The 10838-nt window shown below is 69.6% G+C and carries 12 protein-coding genes; 5 read left to right on the top strand and 7 right to left on the bottom strand.

The genetic code is table 11. The annotated features are described in order from the left end of the window. Positions 1 to 50 precede the first annotated feature (50 nt). Positions 51 to 932, top strand: coding sequence for an acyl-CoA thioesterase (locus tag FHS42_RS23210; protein WP_184575005.1), 882 nt, complete (start codon positions 51 to 53; stop codon positions 930 to 932). Between the two features lie 3 nt (positions 933 to 935). Here FHS42_RS23210 and FHS42_RS23215 read toward each other — a convergent pair whose 3' ends face one another. Together FHS42_RS23215 and FHS42_RS23220 are read right to left on the bottom strand one after the other, a co-directional pair. Then, complete coding sequence (locus FHS42_RS23215) at positions 936 to 2144, bottom strand: DUF6397 family protein (protein ID WP_184575007.1); 1209 nt, start codon at positions 2142 to 2144, stop codon at positions 936 to 938. A 106-nt stretch (positions 2145 to 2250) separates the two neighbouring features. After that, complete coding sequence (locus FHS42_RS23220) at positions 2251 to 2661, bottom strand: roadblock/LC7 domain-containing protein (RefSeq protein ID WP_184575009.1); 411 nt, start codon at positions 2659 to 2661, stop codon at positions 2251 to 2253. Between the two features lie 392 nt (positions 2662 to 3053). Here FHS42_RS23220 and FHS42_RS23225 point away from each other — a divergent pair, with 392 nt between their 5' ends. Together FHS42_RS23225 and FHS42_RS23230 are read left to right on the top strand one after the other, a co-directional pair. After that, positions 3054 to 3305 carry a hypothetical protein gene (locus FHS42_RS23225; protein ID WP_184575011.1) on the top strand — a complete coding sequence of 84 codons (252 nt, stop codon included), beginning with the start codon at positions 3054 to 3056 and terminating at the stop codon, positions 3303 to 3305. A gap of 170 nt (positions 3306 to 3475) precedes the next feature. Then, positions 3476 to 4225, top strand: a complete 750-nt coding sequence (locus tag FHS42_RS23230; protein ID WP_184575013.1) for a class I SAM-dependent methyltransferase — start codon at positions 3476 to 3478, stop codon at positions 4223 to 4225. An 84-nt stretch (positions 4226 to 4309) separates the two neighbouring features. Here the strand turns inward: FHS42_RS23230 and FHS42_RS23235 are convergent, their stop codons facing one another. After that, entirely contained in the window at positions 4310 to 4513 is a 204-nt protein-coding gene (locus FHS42_RS23235) for a hypothetical protein (protein WP_184575015.1), read from the bottom strand. Between the two features lie 412 nt (positions 4514 to 4925). Between FHS42_RS23235 and FHS42_RS37395 the strand changes: the two genes are divergently transcribed. After that, the gene (locus FHS42_RS37395) at positions 4926 to 6077 is read left to right on the top strand and encodes a helix-turn-helix transcriptional regulator (protein ID WP_184575017.1); all 1152 of its coding nucleotides are present in this window, start codon (positions 4926 to 4928) and stop codon (positions 6075 to 6077) included. 245 nt (positions 6078 to 6322) lie between these two features. Here the strand turns inward: FHS42_RS37395 and FHS42_RS23245 are convergent, their stop codons facing one another. Next, positions 6323 to 7288 carry an oxygenase MpaB family protein gene (locus FHS42_RS23245; protein WP_184575019.1) on the bottom strand — a complete coding sequence of 322 codons (966 nt, stop codon included), beginning with the start codon at positions 7286 to 7288 and terminating at the stop codon, positions 6323 to 6325. Between the two features lie 520 nt (positions 7289 to 7808). On the opposite strand from FHS42_RS23245, the gene FHS42_RS23250 reads away from it, so the two are divergent. Beyond that, a complete protein-coding gene (locus FHS42_RS23250; protein WP_184575021.1) occupies positions 7809 to 8741 on the top strand; it encodes a hypothetical protein in 933 nt (310 codons plus the stop codon). 94 nt (positions 8742 to 8835) lie between these two features. Here FHS42_RS23250 and FHS42_RS23255 read toward each other — a convergent pair whose 3' ends face one another. From FHS42_RS23255 to FHS42_RS23265, 3 genes are all read right to left on the bottom strand, one after another. After that, on the bottom strand, positions 8836 to 9378 hold the full coding sequence (locus FHS42_RS23255) for an MOSC domain-containing protein (RefSeq protein ID WP_184575023.1): 543 nt from the start codon (positions 9376 to 9378) through the stop codon (positions 8836 to 8838). Between the two features lie 131 nt (positions 9379 to 9509). Next, on the bottom strand, positions 9510 to 9692 hold the full coding sequence (locus FHS42_RS23260; protein ID WP_184575025.1) for a tail-anchor membrane protein: 183 nt from the start codon (positions 9690 to 9692) through the stop codon (positions 9510 to 9512). A gap of 47 nt (positions 9693 to 9739) precedes the next feature. Continuing rightward, on the bottom strand, positions 9740 to 10822 hold the full coding sequence (locus FHS42_RS23265; protein WP_184575027.1) for a fatty acid desaturase family protein: 1083 nt from the start codon (positions 10820 to 10822) through the stop codon (positions 9740 to 9742). Positions 10823 to 10838: the final 16 nt, after the last annotated feature.

The raw sequence follows: 10838 nt of genomic DNA on the forward strand, positions 1-10838 counted from the left end.
GGCGGTGGCCGGGCGACACGCCCCGGCATTTCAACAAAGGAGCATCACCGATGACCAATCCCGCCGAGCGGCTGGTCGATCTGCTCGACCTGGAGCGGATCGAGGTCAACATCTTCCGCGGTCTCAGCCCCGACGAATCGCTCCAGCGGGTGTTCGGCGGACAGGTCGCAGGGCAGGCCCTGGTGGCGGCGGGACGGACCACGGACGGGGATCGCCCGGTGCACTCGCTGCACGCGTACTTTCTGCGGCCGGGCATGCCGGGGGTGCCCATCGTGTACCAGGTGGAGCGCGTACGGGACGGTCGATCCTTCACCACCCGGCGGGTGGTCGCCGTCCAGCAGGGGCGGACGATCTTCAATCTGACGGCCTCCTTCCATCAATCGGAGCCGGGTTTCGAGCATCAGGTGCCGATGCCGAAGGTCCCCGAGCCGGAGTCGCTGCCCCGGCTCGGCGACGCGATCCGCGAGCATCTGGGAGAACTCCCCGAGGCGCTACGCCGCATGGAGCGGCGGCAGGCCTTCGACATCCGTTACGTCGAGCCGTTGCGGTGGACGGCCGAGGAATTGGCGGGGGCGGAACCGCGCAGCGGGGTGTGGATGCGTGCGGTGGGCCCGCTGGGTGATGACCCGCTTGTGCACACGTGCGCCCTCACCTATGCCAGTGACATGACCCTGCTGGATGCGGTGCGCATCCCCATCGAACCGCTGTGGGGGCCGCGCGGCTTCGACATGGCATCGCTGGACCACGCGATGTGGTTTCATCAGCCCTTCCGTGCCGATGAATGGTTCCTCTACCAGCAGGAGTCGCCCATCGCGACGGGCGCACGTGGTCTGGCCCGCGGCCAAATCTTCAACCGGGACGGCGCGCTGCTGGTCTCGGTCATGCAGGAGGGCCTGTTCCGACCGCATCGCCGCCCCGAGACGCAGGTGTGAGGGTCAACGCCCCGGAGGTCGCCGTCTGGTCTGTGGCTCCCGGTCGCTGCCGCGTGACCGCTCCCTGGTGCGGGTGGCCCTTTGCACGGCGGTGGTCTGAGGCTGCCGGGAATTCGTGGTCTCCTGGGCGCTGCGCGTAGCAGCCGTGTGCGACAGCCATTGCCAAACAGCGCCCGGTCGCGCGTGCGCCGCAGCCATCGCACCATCGTGGGGCGCGGACGGGTCCTGGCCCGCGTTCTTTGGGCCTGCGCCGGTCAAAGCTCCGCGGTCGATCGGGCCCAGCGGCTCAACGAGAGCGGGGCGCGTCACGCAGGCCCGGGGAGCCATGTGGTCGGTCGGCCCGCTGGGATGCACGGGTGCGGGCAACGCCGGGCGGGGTGCCCGCCGGGTCAGTCGTGCATCCTCCAGCGCCGTAGCAAGACCGATCTGGTGCCAGATCGCCTCCTCCCGATCGTCCGCTGTCAGCACCTGGTCCACCGCGGCGCGCACGGCAGGGGCCACGGCACGCACCGGACTCAGGGGCGGGTCGAGCTCTCGCAGATAGGCCCGCTCTGCCGGGTCCGGCACCGTCTCGGCCAGCGCATCGGCGCTGAGCACGGCGGCCGATGCGGCGGCCCGCTCCCAGGGGTCGGCGCTTTGGGTGAGCAACTGCCCGACCCGCCGCGCCCGCCAGTTCCGCCCTCGCCAGTCGGCGCCCGTGCGCAGCGCGGCCCGCAGTCGCTCCGGGGTCCGGGCGGCGCTCAACCCGGGTTGGTGTGCGGCGAATTGCGCCAGCTCGACCGCCAGATAGAGCCAGACCACGGCCCGGTAGCGATTGACGTAGAAGCGTGCAGGACTAACGCATCCACCGCGCGCCAGGCGGGTGAACCGTCCCGGGCTGATGCCCAGCAGCTCCGCTGCTTGCGCTGTGCCCATCAACCGCAGCCGAGAGCGCAGTGCCACAGCGGCGCACACATCTGCGGCCAACCGCTCGATCTCCGCCCGGATGACCCGCCTTCGCCATGACGCCCCCGGCACTGCCGGGCCCGGTGGACCGCAGGCCGTCGTCGAGCGACTCCACACCGCTGGCTCGCCACCACCCACCGAGCGCACCTCGCCGAGTTGCACAGCGAATTCCAACTCTCGGCGCTGCCAGCCAAGTTCTCGGGCGGCGCTGCCCAGCGACACGGTCGCCCCCGCCGCCGCCCGCTCATCCCATGCGTGTACCACCATGGCGTCTTCCCCTCACCGATCGATCACTGACAGTGACGACCATAACTCGGGGAAGACGTCGCGTGGCAGGCCTGTGGATAACTCCGACCGGCTTGCGCCCGGCGTCTTAGACGGTGCCCGGCACACCACTTTGCTGACGCACCTGGACGCCCAGGTGCTCACCGACACGGTTGACGAGAAGGGCCATTTCGTAGGCGATCTGACCGACGTCTGCGTCCTCGTGGCTGAGGACACACAGACAACTGCCGTCGCCCGCAGCCGTCACAAACAGCACGCCCTCCTCGAACTCAATCATGACCTGGCGCACGCGACCTGTCTGAAAATGGTGGCCGGCCCCCTTGGCAAGGCTGTGCAGACCCGATGCGACGGCTGCCATGTGTTCCGCGTCCTCCCGGACGAGCGATGTGCTCGCTCCGGTTACCAGGCCGTCGTTGGACAGCACCAAAGCGTGCCGTATGTGCTCGATCCGCTTGGTCAAGTCGTCCAGCAGCCAGTCGAGCCCCTTGGTCAGTGCCATGCCCCTCGCCTCCCCGTACGGCGTTCCCCGCAACTGCCGTGCCAGCCTTGCTCACCGTCGCCGTCTCGGCAACCCGGCCTTGGCTTTGAGGTGCCCTTGTGCCCGCTCTGGCACACGATGGAGACACGGCAGAACAGTTGACAGCGGGACTGTGGCGAGCCTGTCTCTCGTCACACACCCGTGCCGGAACGCCCTCCACCATCCGCGCGGACGGCGGCCCGCAGGCCGCTCCGATGTGGTGTGTGCTCGAACGGAGATGATCTTGTCTGCCTGACGAGCGGGCACTGTGGACAAAGACGGAACCCGGCCCGCTACGGCCGCGTTGGCGCTGGGTGTTGACGGTGAAACGGCACCGTTCGTCGTGGTCCTGGCATGCGGCAGGGTCACCTTCAGTGACGATCCAGGGAACTCCTGGGCTGGAGAGCGCACCAGACGCCGGCCCGCTCCAGGGCGAAGAGCGCGCGGCGGAGTTGGGGGACACAACACCGCGCCGGGTGAGTTGCTGGCGTGTCTCCTTCTCGGCGAGAGCGCTCGGCAAGGACGTCGCGCAAACCGCGGTAGCGGGCTGGGGCTGGGGCTTTGAGCCTGTGCCGTACAAAATTATTGAGAAACCGCTGCGGGCACCGCTCAAGAAGCGTGCGTGACGACCCTTCACAGGCGCACGAACGGTGCCGCAAGCCCGGTCGAAGGTAGGTGCCCTGCACACCCCCACACGGATCGCGACAGCGGCCGTGCAGCCTCCCGCGTAACAGCTCTTGAGCTGGGCTCTTTCCTGTTGCAGGCCATAGCGTTCACCCATGCGAAAGGGGGCCGGATGGACCGGACCGTACGCACCATCGACGACGTACTGACGCTCATGGACGACCTGTTCGCTCCAGAGGCCGACCGCTGGACGGCCGACGCTGCCGCCTGGTGGGACACCTTTTACGCCGACCGCTCACGGCCCGTGCCATTCTTCGCGGCCACACCGGATGAGAACCTGGTCTCGTATCTCGACCGCGGGCTGATCGCACCGGGCCGAGCGCTCGATGTGGGGTGCGGGCCGGGCCGTAATGCGCTCTATTTGGCGTCCTTGGGCTTTGATGTGGATGCCGTTGATCTCTCCCCCGGGGCCATCGGTTGGGCCGGCGAGCGCGCCCGCGACGTGGGGGCCGATATCCGGTTCCACTGCGGCGACGCCTTCGCCCTTGCCGCGACCGCGCTCAGCGGCCCGTACGAGCTGATCTACGACTCGGGCTGCTTCCACCATCTGCCGCCCCACCGACGCATCAGCTATCTGGCGCTCCTGGATCGTGCGCTCGCTCCCGGCGGCCACTTCGCCCTGGCCTGCTTCGCTGCCGGGGAGGGTGGCTCCGGCTCCGAGCTCCCCGATGCGGACTTCTACCGCCGGTCCGGCCTCCACGGCGGACTCGCCTACACCCCCGCATCCCTACGGCGGATTTTCTGCGATCTGACAGAGGTCGAACTGCGCCGCATGCACGCCGAGCCCCGCGAATCTCAGCACTTCGGCGCGTCCTTCCTGTGGACGGCTCTCTTCCGCCGCGCCACCTCGGCGCGTAGCTGAGTCCCGGAACCCGGCTGCGCCGCGCACGAGCCATCGGGTGCCGCACGCAGCCGGAGGTACTCGGGCAGACATATCCGTACGGGCTCACGCGTGCGGGCCCACCGTCACCTTGCCGATCGTCAGGTCGGGGGTCGCGTCCAGGAGCTGGCCGACGCGGGCTAGCTGCTCGTCCAGTTGGCGGCGGTCCGTGGTGGTAAGCCGGCACAGTGGCTCCACCGTGATGGGTAACCTGCGGCCCGCACGGCGCTGGTGCCATACGCCGGCGACCACTCCTTCGCCGAGTAGCACCGCATGGTGACCTGCCTGACCGGTGCGGCTGAGCGCGCGGTCCGCCGCAGCGCCGAGGGAACAGAAGCCCGCGCGGGTCGCAGCCGACGACGTAGGCGTCGAAACAGGGCAGCAGCCGAGCCCTCACGGCAGCCCGGCCGACAAGGCGTCGTCACCGCCAACCAGCCAGGCGGCGCTCGATGGGCGTGCGGCGGGCCTTACGGCCACTCGCAGCCGGCACAACCTCACGGGCTCGCCCGTCAGACGCGCGATCGGGCCGCGATCAGCACGCGGCGGCCGGCCATCAACCTGAAGTTAAGGGTGAGAGTAGTGCCGTAAAAAGTCAGTTCGTGGCCTCTATCCGCAGCTGTCGCTGGCTGATAGAGGTCAATTCCTGGCCTATATCGGCAGGTGTCGCTGGCATGCTGGGCGCATGACCGACACCCCGGCCCGGCTACTGCGCCTTCTGTCGCTGCTACAGACACCGCGCGAGTGGCCAGGCAGCGAGCTTGCGCTTCGCCTCAGGGTCAGTCCGCGCACGGTGCGCCGTGATGTGGAGCGGCTGCGCGACCTCGGATATCCGGTGCGGGCCTCGATGGGCGCCGCTGGTGGCTATCGGCTGGTGGCGGGTGCGGCCATGCCGCCGCTGCTGCTCGATGACGAGGAGGCGGTGGCCATCGCCATCGGCTTGCGGGGTACGGCCGGCCAGGCTGTGAACGGCGTCGAGGAAGCGTCCTTGCGGGCGCTCGCCAAGCTGGATCAGGTACTGCCGTCGCGGCTTCGGCATCGAGTGCGGGCGCTCAGCGCCGCTACCGTACCGCTGCCAGCGGACCAGGGCCCTGGAGTGGATGCGGAGACCCTCAGCGTGCTCGCCTCCGCGGTGGCCGGGCAAGAGCGGGTGCGGTTCCGGTACCGCGCGGTGTGGGGACGTGCCGGAGACCGAAGCGGAGCCTGGGCGACCGCAGGCCCAGCCGGCACCGGGTCCCACGACGAGGCGGGGGCTGACACAGAGCCGTCGGGTCGCAAGTCGGGTAACAGGTCGGGCGACGAGGCGGAGGACGGCAAGGAGCTGTCCGCCGCTCCCGGTGGCACAGAGAGCCAGCGGCTAGTGGAACCACATCGGCTGGTGGCCACGGGGCGGCGGTGGTACCTCGTCGCGTACGACAACGACCGCGAGGACTGGCGCGTGTTCCGGGTGGACCGTGTACGGGAGCCGCAACTGACCGGGGCGCGCGCCGAGCCACGCAGCCTGCCCGCGCCGGACGCGGCGGCCTACGTAGCCGCCTCGCTCCGCGGCCTGGCCCCCACCTACCGGGCCGTAGCCACCTTGCACGCGCCGCTCGCGGCGGTGGCCGGGTCACTGGGCGACGCACCGGGGGACCTCACGGCGATTGATGAGCATCGCTGTCGGTTGCACAGTTCGGCCGACTCGTTGGAGTGGCTCGCGCTGCGGCTGGCGACGCTGGGGTGTGAGTTCACGGTGCATGAGCCGCCTGAGCTGATCACCTTCCTTCGGGGCCTGGGCGACCGCGTCGGCCGGGCTACCCGGCCCGCTGCCGGGCCCGGGCTCGGTGAGACCCCATGACGTGGTGCTCGGTGTTGACGTCTGCGTAGCCATGCTGTCGGCCCCGGTAGTAGCTGGCGGCGACCGCGGTGGCCGGGCTCGCGGTCACTAACGCATGCGCTCTGCCGCTGCGGGACGGCATGGTGGGCACGGTCTTCGCCGCTGGACTGGTCTCTCGTCTGCCGGACCCAGCAGCCCCGGCCCAGACCGGGGAGCCTGTTCCGGGGTGCCGAACCAGGCAGCCGAGGCCCGGGCCGCAGGCGTACCTACCCTTGCTCTTCCGCTTCCGCTTCCGTGTTCCGCGGTGGGAGCGATAGATGGCCAACGGGGCAACCGGGTGCCAGCGCAGGCCGAGAGCCACCGGTCCGGGCCGTACGAGCCCCCCGCCCGAACGGAAAGGTGCCGAGGTCGGCTAGTGCGTAGCCGTCCGGATAGCCCTTGATTTGCGGGTTCTGCCGGGCGTAGTGGGGCTGACGGCGTGGCGGCAGCAACCGTACTGCGGTGCCGCGCAGCCGCAGCGCCCCTCGCACCACCGCGGTGGTCAACGGCCCCGGCGCCGGGTATCGAAAGGCACGCCGCAGCGGCGTGTCGAGTAGGGCCACGCTCGCCGCCCGGACCAGCGGCGCCAGCGGACGCGGGTACCAGGAGGCCATCAGGTCGCGGGTCGCGTCGGCTACCCGTCTGCCGCCCTCGTCCCACCCAAAGTGCGCAGCCTCGTAACCGTCGAGGCAGCGCTCGAAGTCCTGAAAGGTTTCGGGGATGTCGGTGATCCCCATATGGGTGCCGAGGGTGTGGTAGTACCGGGCCGCCGCCTGCTTTTCGTGCTCACACAACCGCCGCCAGCCGTACGCGTCCAGCCAACGCTTGGGCGTCACCACGAAGGTGCTCAGCACGTACCGCATCTCATCGTTGCTGATGTCGTAGGCGCGGTGCATCTGGTTGATGCGCCGGATCGCGGTGCGTCCCTCCTTCGTCGTGAAGCCGTGCTCCGCTACCGCGTCGAGCAGCAATGCCGTGTCGTCGTAGCGCTTTTGGGTGCGTTCGGTGAATTCACCGGTTTCGGCGAGCAGGCTGCCAATGCTGGGCACCGCATAGGTCCGAAAGAGAGCCAATTCCAAAGCCCGCGTGAAGTCCCAGGGGAACTCATGGGTGACGGTGATGCGGTAGATGCGGAGGAAGTCGCGCTCGGGGTCGAGCCGCTGGATCTCTCGTAGCCAGTCGTATCGCCGCATAGAGCTGGCTTCCCTTCGGTGGTCCGGAGGCACAACGCCTGGGGTTCAACTCTAAGGGGGTGGCGGTGCAGTTGGCAGGCGTATACGGCGCAGGGCAAGGGGCGGCCGGAGGTGTTCGTTGGGCTGCGTCAGCGCTTTGCACGGTGATACGGAGTACGCAATTCCTGGCGGCATCGAGGCTGGCCCGCCCTCGCCGTGAGGCCGCTGCCGGCTAGATGGCGCGACCTCAACGGCCTCAGCGACCTCAGCGACCTCAGCGAAAGACGATAGGGGGCGAGCGCGCAAGCGGCGCGGGCCACGCGAGTCGCCCCCTACGCGTCGTACGCATCACCACCTCACAGGCGCCACTGCGCACGTGTGCAGCACCGGAAGGTTACGTTCCGTCATGGGCGTGGCTATCCGGCGGGCCGGTCGTGCGCGCATGGCGCGCAGCTCGGCATGGGTGTTGTCCCGGGTATCGACGCCGTAGTTACTGGCTGGTTAAGGTGCGCCGGACGATGGAACGGAGAGGGAGGCCGTGGTGCTCGCGACGGACGAGTTGAACGATGAAGCGCTGTATGTGTTGACCGCGGTGCTAGTCACCCCGGCGCAGTTCCCCAGCGTCCTTGGCGACGACTACCCGCAGGTGTGCGCGGTGCTCGGTCTCGCGCCGCACCTCGATGGATACGGTCTGGTGCTCGGCCAGGACGGTGCCGGCGCCCGTTGGACGGTGGTCACCGACGATGTGTCGCTGGTCGCCTGCGCGGTCGCGGCCTGGGATTGCGGCCTGGCCTATGACCTGTCGCCCGGTGAGCGGACCATCGTGGCCGCCCTGCCCGGCTGGCCGCTAGCGGTCGCGGTCGCCGCGCCGGGGATACCCGCGCCCCACGATCCGCCACCCGAACCCGGCCCGGACGGGCTGACCCGGCAGCCGCTCAGCCCGCCGGACTGCGATCGGTGGGGTCCGGCGCAACGACGGCTCGGCGCGGACGAGATCGCGTTGCAGTGGGTGATGTGGCGCCAGCAGGTCGATGGTGCGGCGATGTTCGCGGAAGGGGGTACGGCCTCGCAGGCGCAGCCGGCAGTGGTGGCCCGTGTTTCCGCAGGGCCTTCTTCCGCCATCGCCCTTGGCCACGCCGCCCCATCCACCGACCGGCGTCCGCCGGCCACCCCCGCGGCGGCCGGGCCTCACGGCGACGGGCCAGGTCACGCGGGCGTACGCCGAGTCCTGCGCGAGGCGCACGATTACGTGCGTACGCCCCCGCCGCCGGGTCGGGTGCGTTCGGCGTACGCGTCGGGCCAGGCTCGCACGCTGCGCGCTGATGGGCCGGGCTGGAGTCTGGTGGCTCGGACCGATGACATCGCGTTCGTCCTGCTGGATGACGAGCCGGGTGAGGTGTTGCCGGTTGGTCGTGGGGCCGAGTTGCCCGGTTTGCTGGCCGCGCTGGATGCCTTGGCCGTACGTCCCGAATAGCCGGCCGGCACGCGCGGCAACCCCGCACTCAGAGCGCCCGCTGGAGCAGCCCGCTGGAGCGAAGGCGGAGCCGTGGGCCGCGGAGCGGCAGGGCTCAGACACGCTCCAAGGGCCGGTGCGGGCCCACCGGGAGCTTCACCCGGATCGCATCGCCCGGACGGACGGCGCCGCCCTTGCGCACGATGCCCATGATCCCGGCCTTGCGGACGATTTCGCCCTTCGCGTCGCGGCCCACCACCTGCTTGAGCAGGCCATCGGAGAACCCATCGATTTGCCGGCAGGGGTTGCGCAACCCGGTCACCTCGACGACGGCGGTGTCCCCGATGTGCAGCAGCGTGCCGACCGGCAGGGCCAGGAGGTCGATACCGCTTGTGGTGATGTTCTCGCCGAGGTCACCCGGTCGCACAGCGAAGCCCGCAGCGGCGACCTCGGTGAACAGGTCCTCGTGGATGAGGTGGACCTGACGGAGGTTGGGCTGGGTCGGGTCCTGGGCGACCCGGGAACGGTGCTGGACGGTGACGCCCAGGTGCGCGTCACCCTCGACCCCGAGCCCGGCTAGCAGCGTGATCCGCTCGCGCGTCGGCTTGCTGAACGCGTGCTCGCTGTCGCTGCACACCGCCGTGACCGATCCATTCATGCCGGGCCGTCCCTCTCCTCGAAACCCGCAGTGCGCCGCGAAACCCGCAGTGCGCTCGCGCCAGGCACCCTCTCACCGACCGCCGCGCGGCAGCCCGCCCCCACCCGGCCTTTGGACGGACGTCGCGCCGATCAGCGGCCCAGTTGCTTGCGGGAGACTCGGCGCAGCCGACTGCGTTGCGAGGAGTCAAGCAACAGATACGCACCGGCCGGAACGCCGATCATGACAAGGAGCGCTAGCCAGTTGGGCAGCAGCATCAGCAGCACCAACCCGGTGATCACTCCGCCGACGGCTACCTTCGCACGGTTCGACATCGCTTTCCGCCTCCTCCTGCAACACGGTGGGCCGCTCTCGCATCTGTCTAACGGGTGCCACTCGCCGCAGGTTCCACACCTGATCGCAGCGGGGCCCCCACATCGTGCATATGACGTAGCGCCCATACGTACGAGTCGATGAGTCCGGTCTCGGTGTACGGAAGGCCGAGCCTGACGCAGTGGGCCCGGACCAGCGGCTGGGCGAGCGGCAGGTGGGGGCGCGCCATGCTGGGGAACAGGTGGTGCTCGATTTGGTAGTTCAGGCCACCCAGCGCCCAGTCAGTGGCCGGGCCACCGCGGATGTTGCGCGAGGTGACGACCTGACGCTTGAGGTGGCCCCAGCGGTCGCCCTGCGGGTCGGGCATCTCCATGCCCTTGTGGCCTGGAGCGAAGGCCATGCCCAGGTAGAGGCCGAAGAGCGCGTGGTGGACGAGGCCGAAGACGAGGGCCTTACCCGGCGACAGAACGGCCAGCAGGAAGCCGATGTACATGATGTAGTGCACGACCAACAGGGGCGCTTCCAGGGCACGCTCACGCGGCGTTTGCCGACGCAGGTCGCGTAGGCCCGAAACCTTGAGGTTGAGCCCTTCAAGGAGCAGCATCGGGAAGAAGAGGCGGGCCTGGTGGCGGGTGAGCCAGCGGGTGAAGCCCTGCCGGAGCGCGGCCTGGTGCCGGGTCCACACCAGCGCGCCGACGGCGACGTCGGGGTCCTTGTCGATGTGGTTGGGGTTGGCGTGGTGCCGGTTGTGCTTGTCGTTCCACCAGGCGCGGCTCATGCCGAGCAGCAGATTGCCGTGGACCAGGCCGATCAGCGCACTGATGCGACGGTCGGAGGTGATCTGTGCGTGGCCGGCATCGTGCCCGACGAAGGAGGTGCGGGCCCAGAATATGGCCGCGGGCACGGCGAGCGCCACGGTCCACCAAGAGTCGCCGACCAAAACGACCGCGGCCACGACGGCGGCGAGTGCGAGCAAATTGAGCGCAATGCCCGCGATATACCAGCCGGTGCGCCGCCCGAGCAGGCCCGCAGCCTTCACCTCGCGCAGCAGGGGGGCGAAGTCGCTACCCGAGGATGGGGCGAGGTCGCCGCCAGGTGGTGCGAGGGTGGCTGCGGCGGTGGCCTGAGGCATGGCATCTCCGTGTCCA

The sequence above is a fragment of the Streptomyces zagrosensis genome, assembly GCF_014203645.1.
Lineage (GTDB): Bacteria > Actinomycetota > Actinomycetes > Streptomycetales > Streptomycetaceae > Streptomyces > Streptomyces zagrosensis.

Excerpts from the sequence above, each read along its gene's own strand:
- FHS42_RS23210 (WP_184575005.1), top strand. The coding sequence starts at position 51 with ATGACCAATCCCGCCGAGCGGCTGGTCGATCTGCTCGACCTGGAGCGG.
- FHS42_RS23215 (WP_184575007.1), bottom strand. The coding sequence starts at position 2,144 with ATGGTGGTACACGCATGGGATGAGCGGGCGGCGGCGGGGGCGACCGTG.
- FHS42_RS23220 (WP_184575009.1), bottom strand. The coding sequence starts at position 2,661 with ATGGCACTGACCAAGGGGCTCGACTGGCTGCTGGACGACTTGACCAAG.
- FHS42_RS23230 (WP_184575013.1), top strand. The coding sequence starts at position 3,476 with ATGGACCGGACCGTACGCACCATCGACGACGTACTGACGCTCATGGAC.
- FHS42_RS37395 (WP_184575017.1), top strand. The coding sequence starts at position 4,926 with ATGACCGACACCCCGGCCCGGCTACTGCGCCTTCTGTCGCTGCTACAG.
- FHS42_RS23245 (WP_184575019.1), bottom strand. The coding sequence starts at position 7,288 with ATGCGGCGATACGACTGGCTACGAGAGATCCAGCGGCTCGACCCCGAG.
- FHS42_RS23255 (WP_184575023.1), bottom strand. The coding sequence starts at position 9,378 with ATGAATGGATCGGTCACGGCGGTGTGCAGCGACAGCGAGCACGCGTTC.
- FHS42_RS23260 (WP_184575025.1), bottom strand. The coding sequence starts at position 9,692 with ATGTCGAACCGTGCGAAGGTAGCCGTCGGCGGAGTGATCACCGGGTTG.
- FHS42_RS23265 (WP_184575027.1), bottom strand. The coding sequence starts at position 10,822 with ATGCCTCAGGCCACCGCCGCAGCCACCCTCGCACCACCTGGCGGCGAC.